The 15,750-nt window shown below is 69.8% G+C and carries 14 protein-coding genes; 8 read left to right on the top strand and 6 right to left on the bottom strand.

Features of this window, described 5'->3' with window-relative positions:
• Positions 1-43 precede the first annotated feature (43 nt).
• The 3 genes from ABT367_RS11370 to ABT367_RS11360 all read right to left on the bottom strand — a co-directional run bounded on the left by ABT367_RS11370 (position 44) and on the right by ABT367_RS11360 (position 4,529).
• Positions 44-715, bottom strand: a complete 672-nt coding sequence (locus tag ABT367_RS11370) for a hypothetical protein (RefSeq protein WP_352251939.1) — start codon at positions 713-715, stop codon at positions 44-46.
• 36 nt (positions 716-751) lie between these two features.
• On the bottom strand, positions 752-2,995 hold the full coding sequence (locus ABT367_RS11365) for a hypothetical protein (protein WP_352251938.1): 2,244 nt from the start codon (positions 2,993-2,995) through the stop codon (positions 752-754).
• Between the two features lie 391 nt (positions 2,996-3,386).
• Positions 3,387-4,529, bottom strand: a complete 1,143-nt coding sequence (locus ABT367_RS11360; RefSeq protein ID WP_352251936.1) for a winged helix DNA-binding domain-containing protein — start codon at positions 4,527-4,529, stop codon at positions 3,387-3,389.
• A 362-nt stretch (positions 4,530-4,891) separates the two neighbouring features.
• Here ABT367_RS11360 and ABT367_RS11355 point away from each other — a divergent pair, with 362 nt between their 5' ends.
• Together ABT367_RS11355 and ABT367_RS11350 are read left to right on the top strand one after the other, a co-directional pair.
• A complete protein-coding gene (locus ABT367_RS11355; RefSeq protein ID WP_352251934.1) occupies positions 4,892-5,350 on the top strand; it encodes a hypothetical protein in 459 nt (152 codons plus the stop codon).
• A 74-nt stretch (positions 5,351-5,424) separates the two neighbouring features.
• Positions 5,425-6,174: an A24 family peptidase gene (locus ABT367_RS11350; RefSeq protein WP_352251932.1), complete on the top strand. Its 750-nt coding sequence runs from the start codon at positions 5,425-5,427 to the stop codon at positions 6,172-6,174.
• Between the two features lie 226 nt (positions 6,175-6,400).
• On the opposite strand, the gene mgrA is transcribed toward ABT367_RS11350, so the two are convergent.
• On the bottom strand, positions 6,401-7,438 hold the full coding sequence (gene mgrA / locus ABT367_RS11345) for an L-glyceraldehyde 3-phosphate reductase (RefSeq protein ID WP_352251930.1): 1,038 nt from the start codon (positions 7,436-7,438) through the stop codon (positions 6,401-6,403).
• Between the two features lie 113 nt (positions 7,439-7,551).
• Here mgrA and ABT367_RS11340 point away from each other — a divergent pair, with 113 nt between their 5' ends.
• The 5 genes from ABT367_RS11340 to ABT367_RS11320 all read left to right on the top strand — a co-directional run bounded on the left by ABT367_RS11340 (position 7,552) and on the right by ABT367_RS11320 (position 13,328).
• Positions 7,552-8,337, top strand: a complete 786-nt coding sequence (locus ABT367_RS11340) for an isoprenyl transferase (RefSeq protein ID WP_352251928.1) — start codon at positions 7,552-7,554, stop codon at positions 8,335-8,337.
• Between the two features lie 317 nt (positions 8,338-8,654).
• Positions 8,655-9,977: a PhoH family protein gene (locus ABT367_RS11335; RefSeq protein ID WP_352251926.1), complete on the top strand. Its 1,323-nt coding sequence runs from the start codon at positions 8,655-8,657 to the stop codon at positions 9,975-9,977.
• 432 nt (positions 9,978-10,409) lie between these two features.
• A complete protein-coding gene (locus ABT367_RS11330) occupies positions 10,410-11,114 on the top strand; it encodes a transglycosylase SLT domain-containing protein (RefSeq protein WP_352251924.1) in 705 nt (234 codons plus the stop codon).
• Between the two features lie 136 nt (positions 11,115-11,250).
• Positions 11,251-12,600: an AI-2E family transporter gene (locus ABT367_RS11325; protein ID WP_352251922.1), complete on the top strand. Its 1,350-nt coding sequence runs from the start codon at positions 11,251-11,253 to the stop codon at positions 12,598-12,600.
• Entirely contained in the window at positions 12,597-13,328 is a 732-nt protein-coding gene (locus ABT367_RS11320) for a hypothetical protein (protein WP_352251920.1), read from the top strand. The genes ABT367_RS11325 and ABT367_RS11320 overlap by 4 nt, the downstream gene beginning before the upstream one ends.
• A 120-nt stretch (positions 13,329-13,448) precedes the next feature.
• On the opposite strand, the gene ABT367_RS11315 is transcribed toward ABT367_RS11320, so the two are convergent.
• Together ABT367_RS11315 and ABT367_RS11310 are read right to left on the bottom strand one after the other, a co-directional pair.
• Entirely contained in the window at positions 13,449-13,994 is a 546-nt protein-coding gene (locus ABT367_RS11315; protein ID WP_352251918.1) for an alkyl hydroperoxide reductase, read from the bottom strand.
• A 6-nt stretch (positions 13,995-14,000) separates the two neighbouring features.
• Complete coding sequence (locus ABT367_RS11310; RefSeq protein ID WP_352251916.1) at positions 14,001-14,555, bottom strand: peroxiredoxin; 555 nt, start codon at positions 14,553-14,555, stop codon at positions 14,001-14,003.
• Between the two features lie 145 nt (positions 14,556-14,700).
• Here ABT367_RS11310 and ABT367_RS11305 point away from each other — a divergent pair, with 145 nt between their 5' ends.
• Positions 14,701-15,642, top strand: coding sequence for a hydrogen peroxide-inducible genes activator (locus tag ABT367_RS11305; protein ID WP_352251914.1), 942 nt, complete (start codon positions 14,701-14,703; stop codon positions 15,640-15,642).
• The last annotated feature ends 108 nt before the right edge of the window (positions 15,643-15,750 follow it).

The raw sequence follows: 15,750 nt of genomic DNA, 5'->3' as shown, positions 1-15,750 counted from the left end.
AGCGATCCCAACTATTCGGAGAAAAGGGACAGTTGGTCGCCGATTATCGTCCGCGTGTACGGAGCTCCGCCAGCATGTCGCGGGCCGTTTCCGCGTCGTCCCAGGTGGCGGGCCCATCCGGCTTCTCGGCCAGGCGTGTCAGGGCGTCCACGGCACCGGCCGCACCGAGATAGGCGATCGCAGAGTCGGCCTCCAGGCGCTCGGTCACGGAACGCTCGGCGAGCGGGGCCGCCCAGTCGGCGAACCGCCCGGGGTCGGGGTCGAGCGCGAGCCAGGACCAGATCGAGTCGGCCGCGTCCGCGCGCCAGTCGTGGATCAGGTGCAGGAGCGTGACCTCGATATGGGAGAGAGCGTGCGCCTCCAACGGCTTTGCGGAAGGCAGGAGTTCGGCGGCGATCGCGTCCACGCGCGGCCACGTGACGTCGGCCGGATGCGGGATCCGCTCGCGTACCGCCGAGCCCGCCCACTCCCAGGCGTGTTCGAGGAGCCCGGGAGCCGGGGCGCGCGGCGTGGGCGGCGGCGGGTCGTCGAGCAGACCCACCAGAGCGGCGCGGGCCCGCGCCACCTCCGTATCCGTACGGGGCAGCGACCGGACCTCGGCCGGGAGACAGCGGTCCCAGGGCGGGGTGAGCGCGCGCAACGAGTCCGGCAGGGCGTGGTCCCCGTCGTACGACCAGCGCTCGACTCCCGGCTCCCAGTCGAGCTCACCGCTCATGACCGCACTCCGCCCACGACCGCACTCCGCCCATGCTCATACTCCGAGGTACTCCCGTGCCGCGTCCGGGTCCGTCATCTTCGACCAGTCCATTGTGCCGTTCTGTGTCCTCGTGTTGATCGCATCCTGCATCCGGCCCATCTCGGCGGCGCTCAGCTTCTTGCCGCCGATCGACACATCGACATTGTTCTTCGCCATCTCGCCCGCCGCCGTACGGGAGTCCTTCGCGGGCTTGCCGCCACGCCCCGGCTTGAACTCGCTGAAGATCTGCGTCCACCGGTCATTGGTGTCGATCTCCACGGTCGCCTTGCGGCCCGGCGCCTTGTCGGCCCACTTCCGCAGGCGCTCCACCTGGTTGGCGAAGGCCGGCTTGCGGGTGGCCGAGCCCGCGTTCTTCACCTCGACCACGTGGTACGTGCCGTCCTTCGCCTTGTACGCCACGTCGGCGTCGGGGATCCCGTCCAGATCCAGCTGCTCGGAGCCGAGGTCCGCGGGCCGCCCGGCCTCCGTACCGGGTCCGGCGTCCACCTGCGTCCCGGGCGCGGCGTCGTCGGCGGCGCGCTGCACGGCGTGCACCTCGGCGCGGGCCTGGTCGAGCGCGTCGGCGGTCTTGGCGTTCGCGACCTTGCCCTCGAGGGAACTCGCCGCGTCCGGGCGGACATTGGGGCGGCTCGCCAGATCGGACAGGTCGTCGAGGGCGTCGGCGGCCTGCTTCTTGCTGATGCCGCCGTCCGTCGGATTGTCCTGCGCCCGCTGGACGAGACCGTCGATCTGGTCGTCCGACACCGACGAGCCACGTCCGCGCAGGGCTGCCTTCGCGGCATCCGTACGGGCGGCGAGCGCCTGGTCCTGCGCCGTGCGCGCGTCCTCGGCGAGATCCGCGTCGTCGGGGTTCTCGCGGGCCTTCTTCGCCGCGTCGTCCGCGTGCTGCTGCGCCTCGTCGGCGGCCTTGCGGGCTCCAGCGACGTCACCGGCTTCGCGGGCCTTGCGCGCTTTGCCGGCGGCGTCGCCGGCCAGATCGCCCAGCTTCCGCAGTTTGTTGGCCTTGTTGAGCTTGTTGATCTTCTGCAGCCACTTCGCGGCGCCCACGCCCGGGATGAAGACCGAGCCGATGTTCCAGATGGTGTTCCCGAGGCCCTTGCCCCAGTCCCCGTTCTCGAAGGACTCCGTGTCGATGAAGGAGTCGATGAGGAAGTCGGTGACGAAGTCCTCGGGGGAGGAGATCCACTTCAGCGGGACGGTGAGGTAGTTCCAGCCGCCCTCGTCCCACTGCTTGCCGAGCTCCTCGGCCTTCTTGCTCCACCAGTCGGTGGTGTAGTCCTTGAGCCCGTTCCAGGTGTCGGACAGGAACTTGCCCGGGTCGGTGACGGCGTCCCAGGTCCCCTTGACGTCCTCCCAGGCGGCTTTGAAGGGCTGCGTGACGACGTCGCCGAGCTGTCCCCAGAACCCCTTGTCGTCGCCGCCCTCTTCGTTGTTGCTCACCGGGATGACCTCACCGGGGCCACCGTTCTCGCCGCCCTCGGTCCCGCCTCCGCCGTTCTCGCCGCCGCCCTCGGTCCCGCCCTGGGTGCCGCCGTTTCCGTCCTGGGTCCCTCCCTGGGCGCCACCTTGGGCGCCGCCTGTGCCGCCGCCGGGGCCACCCCCGTTCCCGCCTCCGTCTCCGCCGCCGCAGTCCCCGCCGCCGGTGATGGTGCACACCGCGCTGGACACGGTGCTTGAGATGGTGCCGTTCATCCCGAGGGCGACCACGCCCACGACGATCGCGGCGATCAGGGCGAGGAGGGCCGCGTACTCGGGCATCGACTGCCCTTCGTCCGTACGCCACTTGATCCATCGCGCGACGCTGAACGGGCGCCGTTCGGTGCGGGTGTACGGATCGCTCTCGTACCAGTCACGCGTGGACGCGCGGCTGAGCAGCACGATCGCCGTGACCGGCAGCAGGAGCTGGGTCAGGCCCTGCGCGTCCCCACGACCCAGCGAGCCGAGCGCCTGGAGCACGTACAGGCCGTGCGCGCCGATCAGCGCCCAACGGGCCCGCCCCTGACCGCGCCAGGCGCGCCGTGCGGCGACCGTCCCGACGAGGCCGGGTATCAGCGCGTACAGCAGCAGCCCGGCGAAGACCCCGTTCAGCTCCTCGGCGGCCATCAGCACACCGATGCTGCTGAACACGGCGACGGCCAGCAGTCCGTACGTGATCGCCATGGCCCCGCCGAGCGCCCGGGGAAGCGGGCGGCGCTGCGGGACGGGGTCGTACCCCGTCATGTAGTACGTGCCGGCCATGTGCCCGCCCCCAACTGGTCCTGCCTGCGCGGTAGTTCCTCCACGCAACCATGACCAGCGAAAAGGCGGATGGGCCTGAGGACCCAAGCTCGGACCCCATCTCCCCTCCGGGGCTCGCCCCCGCCCATACGAGCCCCGCGCCGCGCTCGCCCGGACCTTTCAGCCCCGGCACCCCGGGGCACATCCAGCCCCGCCGGCGTTTGAGGCGGTCCGAACGAAGTTCGGATGCGGGGTCTGGGGCGAAGCCCCAGTTTCGGGAAGGGGCGGGGTGGGGGAGAGAAAACCGCACGGGCACCCACCCGCAGCGGGACGATGGCGAGGGCTCCGCCCCCTGCACCCCCGACGCGCGCCCCAACTCCAGTCGCACCCCAAACGCGACCCCACCCGCCCCCTACGCATGCGCCCCCACCGTGACCTCACCCACCGTGAGCGAGGCCTCCCCCTCCAGGGCCGTGCCGACGCGGGCGACCTGGGCCTCCAAGGCGCGCAGTTGCCCCGCGCGAAGCTCACCCAGCGGCTCCACCGTCACAGCGAGCCGCTTGCCCGAGCGCTTCTGGTGCCAGACGCCCGCCACTTCGGCGTCCACCACAAGGAGTGGATAGTTCCCCGCCTGCCCCCGCGCCAGGGCACGCTCGAAGGCCCGCCCAGGAAAGAACCGCTCCCGGGGATAGGCGTCGATGCCGTACGAGTCGAAGTACGGGAGCAGTCGCACACCCCGCACCGGGGCGTCGGAGAAGTCCGTGTCACCGGCCGCGACCCACGCCGCCGAGCCCTCGAATTCGACCTCCTCCACTTCACACCCGTGAAACACCTTCCGCGCCCAACCGACCGGAATCGCAAGCCACTTGGCGAAGGACTCGGGCGTCGCGGGCCCGTACGCGTGCAGATACCGGCGCACGAGCGCAGGGAGCGCCGACGAGGCCGGCACCGGATCCCCGGCCACCGGACGCGTATACGTGACCTTGCGCCCCCGGTTCGGCCCGAAACAGAGCGCCCCGCGGTGCCCCGCCGTGTGCAGCACCGTCCGCCAGCGCGGCCACATCGTCTGGAATGCCGGCATCGTCAGTTCACCCGCCCACGGCCCCGTACGCGCCACGATCTCCTCCGTCATCTCGTCGACGGTCAGAAAGCGCCCGGTCAGCGCGTCGGCGATGGCCGCGATGACCTCATCGGTCTGCCGTGCGTCGAGCCGGACGCCCTCCGCGTGCTGCGCACCGGTCGGCAGCGCCGACAACGCGCCGGTCCACAGCGGGAGTTCGGCGCTCGGAAGCAGATGCACGGTGCCCCGCGGCCCGTACGTCTTGACCAGCGTCGACGTTTTCAGAAGCGCATCGCGTACGTCCTGACGGGTCGCGTCGGCATGGCGCAGCGCGAGCGACAGCTCCGCCGCGGAGGCCACCTGGGCGTGCGTTCCGCACATGGCGCCCGAGAGCCGGGCGAGCTCCTCGGACGGATCTCCCTGGGCGGGGGTGGTCAGGGACTGCCGGGCAAATCTCCGGGCCTGGGCCGCGGCCCAGGAGACGCGTCGAGTCATGGACGGATTATCGGCCGCGCTCCGCGGCGGCGCCGGGAGTTCGGAGATCGCGCCGGGACCTCGCCGCTGGCGTGATTCAGACCACAGTGCCCCCACTGGAAGGCCCTGAACTCGGGCATAACGTACGCAATGGGCCCCTTGAATCCGCATTGTTATCCGGAATCGGGCCATCGGGATGTAGGCGTCACGTAAGTTCAGACCAACGAGAATTCGCGCGGGCAAATTGCGCGGTGGACGGTACCGCGCAGTGGAGGGGGCTGCGCGGTGCCGTCCCTTCTTGTGCCGGTCCCCGCCGGGCGCCTCGGTGATGTTGGGCCCCCGGACTCATGGCACTGGGCCCGCCCGGCCCCTAGCTTGCCGCCATGACCGGACAGGCGATACGCGTAGGCCCCCTCGCCGCATGCGCCGCCCAGCTGCGCTCCTGGACCGCGGGACTGCTCGCCCTGGCCCTCACCGCGTACCCCCAACTGACCCTCCTGCACGACCCGTTGACCGACCAGAACCGCTACGGCCCCTTCGGCGACGGCGTCACCCCGGCCGGCGCCGAGTGGTCCGCGTGGGGCGATCTCCTCGCGCTTCCGCTGCCCGCCGCCGTCTGCGCCGGCTTCACGGTGCTCGTCGCGGGCCGCCTGCACCGCGCCCCGTTCCGCGAATCGCCCGTACAGCATCTGCTGGCCGCCCTCACCGTCCCGCTCGCCGCCCATGCGCTCCACCTCGCCTGGCTCTGGGCGGACCTGACCTCCGAGGCAATCCTGCTCACCAGTCTGGGTGTGGGCCTCGGCTGCGTCGCGGGCATCCTGCTCGACCTGGCGCTGGACTGAACCCCCGTACGCCGGACCGTGGTTGGGCCCACGGACCCATGACGTGCGCGCCCCGCGCCCTTTAGCCTCGGCCCGTGCCTGCCCTTCTGATCGCGCTCGCGGCGCTCTACGGCGCGCTCGCCGGAACGCTCACCGGCCGCGTCGCCTACCGGCTCTCCGTCCCGGCCGGCCAGCCCTGGCGTGCCGTCTGCCCGTCCGGTCACGCCCTCACCGGCCCGTGGGGCGGCTGGCTCGGCACGACGCGCTGCGAGACGGGGCGGTCGCGCTGCGAGACCGGACGGTACGGGCCCAGCAGCGCGGCCCTCGTCCTGCTCACCGCGGCCCTGTGCGCGGCGCTCGCCGCGTCGACCGGGGCGCGGCCGGAGCTGGCGGTGTGGCTGCTGCTCACCCCGTTCGGGGTGGTGCTCGCGACCGTCGACCGAAACGTTCACCGTCTCCCCGACATCCTCACGCTGCCCCTCGCGGGGGCGGCGGCCGCGGGCCTTGGTCTCGCCGCGCTCTTCGCGTCCGCGGAGGGCCGCTGGGCTGGGGCGTTGCTCGGCGGACTCGCCCTGGGCGGCGGCTACTTCGCCCTCTTCCTGGCCCACCCGAGCGGAATGGGCTTCGGGGACGTCAAGTTGGCGATCGTCCTCGGGGTAACCCTTGGGTGGTACGGCTGGGAGATCCTTTTCCTGGGCTTCTTCGCGGGCATCATGTACGCCGGTGGATACGCCGCGGCCCTTGTCCTGCTTGGCCGAGCGGGCCGCAAGAGCGCCATGCCGCTGGGCCCCTGCATGCTGGCCGGAGCGGCCACCGGAGTGTTGCTCGGCGGCTTCGGAGGGTAATTACGCCACGCCGATGCACACAGCACCCCTTACGAAGGGTTATGGTGGAAACCCCCCCTCGGGCCGGTCCATCTCCCCCCCATGGACCGGCCCGTTTTTTCTTTCCCCCTCACGTGGCCGACGCCCTGGGGTGGAGGTATCCCGGGGTTCCAGGGACTCCTATTCGTCGCTCCTGGCCCCATGGACCGGCCCGTTCTTTCTTTCCTGGCTGTGCCCGCCCCGTCTTCTACCGACGGCCGGCCCAGATATTCGTCCCGGGTGTCGACACCGCGAACTCGTCGATCGCCGTGAGCTCCTCGTCCGTGAGCTTCGGGCCCGTCAGAGCCGCCACGTTCTCCTCCAGCTGCTTCACGCTGGACGCGCCGATCAGCGCCGAGGTCATCCGCTCGTCGCGCAGCACCCAGGTGAGGGCGAGCTGGGCGAGGGACTGGCCGCGCCGGGCCGCGATGTCGTTCAGACCGTTGAGCCGGCGCACGACCTCGTCGCTCAGCAGGTCCGGGTTGAGCGACTTGCCCTGCGTCGCACGCGAACCCTCCGGGATCCCCTTCAGGTACTTGCCCGTGAGCAGCCCCTGCGCGAGCGGCACGAACGAGATGCAGCCCATGCCCGCCTCTTCGAGGACGTCGAGCAGCCCGTCGTCCTCGGTCCAGCGGTTGATCATCGAGTACGAGGGCTGGTGGATGAGGGGACGCACCCCCATCTCCCCGAGGATGCGGGCGGCTTCGCGGCTCTGCTCACTCGTATAGGAGGAGATGCCCACGTACAGCGCCTTGCCCTGCTGCACGGCGGAGGCGAGCGCGCCCATCGTCTCCTCGAGCGGGGTGTCCGGGTCGAAGCGGTGCGAGTAGAAGATGTCGACGTAGTCGAGACCCATCCGCCGCAGCGAGTTGTCCAGGGACGACAGCAGGTACTTGCGGCTGCCCCACTCCCCGTACGGACCGGGGTGCATCAGATAGCCGGCCTTGCTGGAGATGACCAGCTCGTCCCGGTACGGCGCGAAGTCCTGCGCGAGGAGCTTGCCGAAGTTCAACTCGGCACTGCCGGGCGGCGGTCCGTAGTTGTTCGCGAGATCGAAGTGCGTGACGCCCAGGTCGAAGGCGCGGCGCAGGATCGCGCGCTGGTTGTCGAGGCCGCGGTCGTCACCGAAGTTGTGCCACAGGCCGAGTGAAATCGCGGGCAGCTTCAGACCGCTGCGGCCCGTACGGCGGTACTCCATGGAGTCGTACCGGTCGGCCGATGCGGCGTAGTTGGCGGAGTCGTTCATGGTGACGAAGCTACGTCAGACCTGTGACATACCCGGCGGCGGTGCCTCCGTTTTCCAGCGGTAGGCTTTCGCCCTCGGGGACTGCCGTCTGCACGTGAGGGGCTGAAACGAACGTGGCTGGTTTTACAAGCCTGCGCGACGGGCTGCGCGGCCTGCTGGTCAGGCTGTACGCGAGCCGCGTGGAGGGCCACCTGGACCACGACCAGGTGCCCAAGCACATCGGCGTCATCATGGACGGCAACCGACGCTGGGCCAAGGCCGCCGGCTCCACCACCGCCCAGGGACATCAGGCGGGCGCGGACAAGATCGGGGAGTTCCTCGGCTGGTGCTCCGAGACGGACGTCGAGGTGGTCACGCTGTGGCTGCTCTCGACGGACAACTTCGACCGCCCCCAGGAGGAGCTCGTCCCGCTCCTCGGCATCATCGAGGACACGGTCCGCTCGCTCGCGCGCGACGGCCGCTGGCGCGTCCACCATGTCGGCGCCACCCACGTCCTTCCCGTGGGCCTGCAGAACGTGCTGAAGGAAGCGGAAGAGGCCAGCGCCGCCAACCAGGGAATACTGGTCAACGTCGCGATCGGCTACGGCGGCCGCCAGGAGATCGCCGACGCGGTCCGCTCGATGCTGCTCGACGCCGCCGACCGGGGAGTCTCCCTGGAGCAGGCCGCGGAAGCCGTCGATGTCGAGACCATCGGCAAGCACCTCTACACGAGCGCCCAGCCGGACCCCGACCTCATCATCCGCACCTCGGGCGAGCAACGCCTGTCCGGATTCATGCTGTGGCAGTCGGCCCTGTCGGAGTACTACTTCTGTGAGGTTTTCTGGCCGGCCTTCCGCAAGGTCGACTTCCTGCGCGCCCTCAGGGACTACGCCGCGCGGCACCGGCGGTTCGGGGCCTGAGCCGCGCCCCGGCCGTGCGCCCTGTGCGACCCCGGTGACACACGTCACCGGCCGTTCACGAACGCGTCGTCATATGCCATTGCATGGCTTCGCGTGTTCGAGGGAATATCCCTGTCAGGTCGGCGTCCGACAAACGGATGCCGTATCTCAGTGAGCGGCACGGAGTCCGCTCACCCGGGAGGCCCTTTGCACCAGGTGGACCGTACGCACCGTACGGCGACGTGGGGGGCCGGTCTTCGGCCCATGCAGGCCGACCGGTCCAGGAAAACCCGCGACGTCGTCGCTCCCCGACCTCTGCTGAGGGGGTACGTCCTTCCGTGGTGACCAGCACTAAGCGCCGCATGCCCGACAGGCGCACCTATGTTCTCGACACCAGCGTCCTGCTGGCCGACCCGGGCGCCCTGAACCGTTTCGACGAACACGAGGTCGTTCTCCCGATCGTCGTCGTCACGGAGCTCGAGGCGAAACGGCATCACCCGGAGCTCGGGTACTTCGCCCGGCAGGCCTTGCGCCGGCTCGACGACTACCGCATCCTCCACGGCCGGCTCGACGCCCCCATCCCGCTCGGGGACTTGGGCGGCACTCTGCGCGTCGAGCTCAACCACTCGGACCCCGGCGTGCTCCCGGCCGGCTACCGTCTCGGCGACAACGACTCGCGGATCCTCGCGGTCGCCCGCAATCTCCAGGCCGAGGGGTACGACGTCACGGTCGTCTCCAAGGACCTTCCGCTCCGTATCAAGGCTTCCTCCGTGGGTCTGCTCGCCGAGGAGTACCGCGCCGAGCTCGCCATCACAGAGTCCGGCTGGACCGGAATGTCCGAACTCGACCTCTCCGGCGAACAGATCGATCTGCTCTACGAGGAGCAGACGCTGTACGTACCGGAGGCGTCCGACATGCCCGTGCACACGGGTCTGGTGCTCAACTCCGAGCGAGGAAAGGCACTCGGCCGCGTCACGGCGGACGGCAACGTCCGGCTCGTACGAGGGGACCGCGAGGTCTTCGGCATCAAGGGGCGCAGCGCCGAGCAGCGCATCGCGCTCGATCTCCTCCAGGACCCGGACATCGGCATCGTGTCGATGGGCGGCCGGGCCGGCACCGGAAAGTCCGCGCTCGCTCTGTGCGCGGGACTCGAGGCGGTCCTGGAGCGGCGCCAGCACCAGAAGGTGATGGTCTTCCGTCCGCTCTACGCGGTCGGCGGGCAGGAGCTCGGCTATCTGCCCGGCACCGAGGCCGAGAAGATGGGCCCGTGGGCGCAGGCCGTGTTCGACACCCTCGGGGCGGTGACGGGCAAGGAGGTCATCGAGGAGATCTCGGCGCGCGGGATGCTCGAGGTGCTCCCGCTCACCCACATCCGCGGACGCTCGCTCCATGACGCGTTCGTGATCGTGGACGAGGCCCAATCCCTGGAGCGGAACGTTCTGTTGACCGTTCTGTCCCGTATCGGAGCGAATTCCCGTGTCGTCCTGACCCATGACGTCGCCCAGCGCGACAACCTCAGGGTCGGGCGCTACGACGGAGTCGTCGCCGTGGTCGAGAAGCTGAAGGGGCATCCGCTGTTCGCGCATGTCACGCTGACGCGCTCGGAGCGTTCGCAGATCGCGGCGCTTGTGACCGAAATGCTCGAAGACGGTCACGCCTGAGAGGTCTGGGCCGTCTGAGGGGACTGGGAAGTCTGCGGTATTAAGCGGTACTTGGGCGCCGCGCAGGTAAGCCGAAGAGCTTACTCGCGCGGCGCCCTTGTGCGTCCGGGGTTCCAGAAAACTGGTGGGGTAAACGGGGTGTGAGCTTTCCCACGCAACGCGGAATTGCCTCGCGGCGTCCGGTTCCGGCAGAGTCTTGCTCCTGTCAGGCCCCGCATACGGCACTCCTGTACCCCCAGCGGCACAGGACCAGTTGGACCTCAACTACATAGCGATCGCCGTATGCCACCCGCGACACAAGAGGCTCCTCCCGCACAGGAGTTGCCCCACCGGGTCCGTGCTTCCAGTGACCACGTATCAGCCGGAAGCCAGCGCGAGGGGCAAGATTGCGCCCGAAAGGTCACCCCTCGGGCGATGCTGGAAGGAAACCGTGTGAGCCGGATTTCGGTCCGGGGATTCGCAGTGGCCTCGGCCACCGCGGTCACCACTGTCGGCGCAGTTGTGGGCGTTGCCTCGGGCAGCACCCAGGAGACCTCGAACGACTTCGAGGCGACCGCTGCCGACGGAGGGACTCTCCTCGCAGACATACCCGCAGGCCAGCAGGTCGAGGTGCAGACTGCCTCGCTGAACCAGCAGGCCGACGCGCAGGCTGCCGCCGCCGACGTCGTGGCGCAGAAGTCCGCGGAGGAAGAGGCCCGCAAGCAGGCTGCCGCCGACGCCGTCGCGAAGAAGGAAGCCGCCGAGAAGGCCGAGGCCGAGAAGAAGGCCAAGGAGCGCGAGGCCAAGCTCGCCGCGAGCCGCTCGGCCACCCGCGACGCGGGCGACTTCGCCCAGCAGTCCTCGTACTCGGTCGCCGAAGTCCAGGCGATGGCGCGGCAGATGGTGCCCGCCGACCAGTTCCAGTGCTTCAGCAACATCGTGGACCACGAGTCCAGCTGGAACTACAAGGCCACCAACCCGTCCTCCGGTGCCTACGGTCTGATGCAGGCGCTGCCGGGTTCGAAGATGGTCTCGGCCGGTGCCGACTGGCAGACCAACCCCGCCACCCAGATCAAGTGGGGCCTGAACTACATGGACTCCCGCTACGGCAGCCCGTGCGGAGCCTGGAACTTCTGGCAGGCGAACAACTGGTACTGATCCGGACCGCGGAGAAAAGCCGCTTCCGGCGCTCAACTTCACGGAGCCCCTCACCGTCCTTCGGTGGGGGGCTTCGCGCGTGTAGGTTCGAGCCGTTCGGGATCCGGGGGGATCAGTGGGGGGAAGAAGGAACATCATGTCGAGACTGCCAGGCTGGCTGAGCCGGCTCGGTACCGGCGTCGCCCGGGCGGGCGAGCGTCTGGAGGAGCGCCGGGCCCGGGCGGAGGCCGCCGATGAGCCCGCACCCGAGCCGGTCGCCCTCGGGGTGTCCAAGTCACCGGACGGCGACGAGGGTTCCCCCGGCAACGGGAACGGCAACGGCACCGTCCCCGCACCCCCCGCCTACGCGCCGGCCATAGCGGCCAAGGCCGACCCGGTGGCCGCCGTGCCCTGGAGCGTCCGCGTCGCCGCCGAGGCCGGCTGGCGCTTCCTGGTGCTCGCGGGCACGCTGTGGGTGCTGATGCGGGCCATCTCCTCCGTACAGCTGGTGGTGTTCGCGTTCGTCGCGGCCCTGCTGATCACGGCGCTGCTCCAGCCCACCGTCTCCCGCCTCAAGCGGATGGGGCTGCCCAGGGGCCTCGCCACGGCCGTCACGTTCATCGCGGGCTTCGTCATCATGGGCCTGGTCGGCTGGTTCGTGGTCTGGCAGGTCATGGAGAACCTGGACGACCTCTCCAACCAGGTGCAGCGCGGTATCGACGAGCTCCAGAAGTGGCTCCTGGACAGCCCGTTCCATGTCACCGGGGACGAGATCAACGACATCGCGAAGAACCTCCGCGACGCCGTCGGCACCAACACCGAGGAGATCACCTCCGCGGGTCTGGCCGGTGTCACGGTGATGGTGGAGATCCTCACCGGCATCCTGCTCGCGATGTTCTCCACGCTCTTCCTGCTCTACGACGGCAAGCGGATCTGGCGCTGGAGCCTCAAGCTGGTCCCGGCCGCGGCCCGTCCGGGGGTCGCGGGCGCGGGGCCGCGCGCCTGGCGGACGCTGACCGCGTACGTGCGCGGGACGGTGATAGTGGCTCTGATCGACGCCATCTTCATCGGTATCGGCATCTACTTCCTCGATGTCCCGATGGCCGTACCGCTCGCCGTGTTCATCTTCCTGTTCGCGTTCATCCCGCTCGTCGGCGCGGTCGTCTCGGGCGCCCTCGCGGTGGTGGTCGCGCTCGTGACCCAGGGCGTCTTCACCGCCCTGATGGCCTTGATCGTCGTCCTCGCCGTACAGCAGATCGAGGGCCATGTGCTGCAGCCGTTCATCCTCGGCCGCGCGGTACGGGTGCATCCGCTCGCCGTGGTGCTCTCGGTCGCGGCCGGCGGCATGGTGGCCGGGATCGGTGGGGCGGTCGTCGCCGTACCCCTGGTCGCCGTGACGAACACCGTGGTGGGATATCTGCGGACGCATGCGCAGGAGAACGCGTTGCAGCAGGCCGCGGCGGCGACCCAGGAGCCGGCGGCACGGACCGCCGAGGACAGCCCGTGATATCCGAACCCGAACTGGTCGGCGAGGACGGCGAGATACCCCCGTACGCCGTGGACGTGGTGGCACCGCCCGATCCCGTACGACGTGAGCCCGGGCCGCGGCGGCCCTGGCTCTGGGCGCTCGGCGGGGCGCTCGTGGCTTCGGCGGTGTGGGCCGGTTCGCTGTACGCGGTGCGGGCGGGCGCCGAGACCGGCCTCGAGGGCTACCGGCTGCCCGACGATCTGTGCACCACGGCCACCCTGGCCTCGCTGAGCGTCAAATACGGCAAGCGCACGCCCGCGCATCGCGCGGTGCGCAAGGACCCCGCCCTCGACCGCGCGTGGTGCACGGCGGAGCTGGGGGAGCAGGAACTGGGGGAGCCCGGACAGGGTGGCGTCCGGTACGCGGTGAACCTCTCCTTCGCCCTGCACAAAGAGGTGGATCCGGAGCCGGAGTTCAAGACCCTCGCGACCCAGAAGGACTGGTACGACGAGTCCGACTCGGCCGAGATCAAGGAGGTCACCCGACTCGGTGAACGGGCCTACTACACCCCGGGCGACAGCTACGGCCAGCCGACGCTCGACGTCCTGGACGGCCCGGTGGTCCTGCAGATGACCATCTCCCAGTCGTACGACGACGTGTCGATGGACGAGGACGAGTTCGTGCCGCCCCCCGAACCCGACTTCAGGGGAGTGCGGGAGCTGATGATCGAGGACATGAAGGTCCTGATGCAGGACCTGAAGAAGTGAACGTGAACGCCGAGGGCCCGCCGACCTGAACCGGTCGGCGGGCCCTCGGCGTTGTCGTACGCGGCATACATTCCGTAGGTCTCGTACGTCTCGCAGATCCCGTACGTCTCGTACGTCCGATTAGACGGCGACCGCCTCGGCCAGCACGGCCTCCGCGTCCAGCGTCGCGCCCACGGCCTGCACGACGGCCGCGATCTTCACGGCCTCCTGGATCGTCTCGCGGTCCATGCCCGCCTTGCGGAGCACCTGCTCGTGCGAGTCGAGGCACTGGCCGCAGCCGTTGATCGCGGAGACGGCGAGCGACCACAGCTCGAAGTCGACCTTCTCCACACCCGGGTTGCCGATGACGTTCATCCGCAGACCGGCGCGCATCGTGCCGTACTCCGGGTCGGAGAGCAGGTGGCGCGTGCGGTAGAAGACGTTGTTCATCGCCATGATCGCGGCAGCGGACTTGGCGGCGGCGTACGCCTCGGGGGAGAGGTGCTCGCGCGCCTCGGGCTCCAGCTCGCGCAGCACGCGCGGCGAGCGGGAGGCGATGGCGCAGGCGAGCACCGTGCCCCAGAGCTGCTGCTCGGGCAGCTCGGAGTTGCCGATCACCGAACCGAGGTTCAGCTTCAGGTCCTTGGCGTAGTCCGGGACGGCGGACTTGAGGTCATCGAGAGCCATCGGTGATCACTCGCCCGCGAGCAGCGCACCGGCGTCAAGGGTGTCCTCGCCCTTGTTCCAGTTGCACGGGCACAGCTCGTCGGTCTGCAGCGCGTCGAGGACCCGCAGGACCTCCTTGGGGTTACGGCCGACGGAGCCGGCGGTCACCATGGAGAACTGGATCTCGTTGTTCTGGTCGACGATGAAGACGGCGCGCTTGGCGAAGCCGTCCTCGCCCTCGATGCCGAGGTCGCGCATGAGCTCGTGCTTCGAGTCGGCCATCATCGGGAACGGCAGGTCGGTCAGGTCCGGGTGGTCCTTGCGCCAGGCGTGGTGCACGAACTCGGAGTCACCGGAGAAGCCGAGGACCTGCGCGTCGCGGTCGGCGAACTCCTCGTTCAGCTTGCCGAAGGCGGCGATCTCGGTCGGGCACACGAAGGTGAAGTCCTTGGGCCACGCGAAGACGATCTTCCACTTGCCCTCGTAGGTCTTGTGGTCGATCTGCGCGAACTCCTTGCCCTTCTCCAGCGAGACGCAGGCGGTCAGTTCGAACGTGGGGAACTTGTCACCGACAGTGAGCACGCGCTCTCCTTGCACTACGGATAGTCCCTTTTGGGGGCTTTCCTGGGGGATGGACGGGGTCGATCTTGGCACGGTGCGTACTGATCGCAGAAATAGTTAGACTCGGTGCCGTTGATCGAGTCCGGTTATCAGTGAGGTGGACGCGGTGGCGGGAAGACGGCCCCGGCAGCCCAGCCCGGCGCAGCTGCGCGCGTTCGTCGCGGTCGCCGAGCAGCTGCACTTCCGCGATGCCGCGGCGGCGATCGGGATGAGCCAGCCCGCGCTTTCGGGTGCGGTGTCGGCCCTCGAGGACGTCCTGGGGGTACGGCTGGTCGAGCGCACCACACGCAAGGTGCTGCTCACCGAGGCGGGGGAGCGGCTGGCGGGGCGGGCGCGTGCGGTGCTCGATGCGATGGACACGCTGGTCGAAGAGGCCGAGGCGGTTCGCGGGCCCTTCACGGGGGCGCTCAGGCTGGGCGTGATCCCGACGGTGGCGCCGTATCTGCTGCCGACGGTGCTGCGTCTCGTACGCGAGCGCTACCCGACCCTCGATCTGCAGATCCACGAGGAGCAGACGTCCTCCCTGGTCGAGGGACTGGCGGCGGGCCGCCTCGATCTCCTGCTGCTCGCCGTGCCGCTCGGCGTTCCGGGCCTGGTGGAACTCCCGCTCTTCGACGAGGACTTCGTGCTCGTGGCGCCGCTCGGCCATGAGCTGGGCGGCCGCGAGGGCATTCCGCGCGCGGTGCTGCGCGAGCTCGACCTGCTGCTCCTCGGCGAAGGCCACTGCCTGCGCGACCAGGCCCTCGAGGTGTGCCGTGAGGCGGGCCGCGCGGACGCCCCCGTCACGACGACGGCCGCGAGCCTGTCGACCCTGGTCCAGTTGGTCGCGGGCGGCATCGGCGCGACCCTGCTCCCGCGCACGGCCTTGGACGTGGAAACCTCCCGCTCGTCCCAGCTGGTCACGGGCACCTTCGCGAGCCCGGCACCGTCGCGCCGCATCGCGTTGGTGGCACGGGCGGGCTCGGCACGGGCGGAGGAGTACGGGGAGCTGGCGTCGGAGCTACGGGAGGCGGTGCGGGGGTTGCCTATCAGCCCCTGCGGCGTTTGAGCAGATCTTTCAGCCCCACGCCGCAGGCGCCACGAACCCGCACCCCACCCACCCGCACCCCACCCCGAGCCCCGACCGGCACCCCCACCCCGAGCCCCGACCGGCGGC

Origin of the sequence: Streptomyces mesophilus (genome assembly GCF_040300965.1) — a bacterium.
In the GTDB taxonomy this organism is placed as follows: domain Bacteria; phylum Actinomycetota; class Actinomycetes; order Streptomycetales; family Streptomycetaceae; genus Streptomyces; species Streptomyces mesophilus_A.
This window is presented reverse-complemented; position numbering and strand designations above follow the sequence as displayed.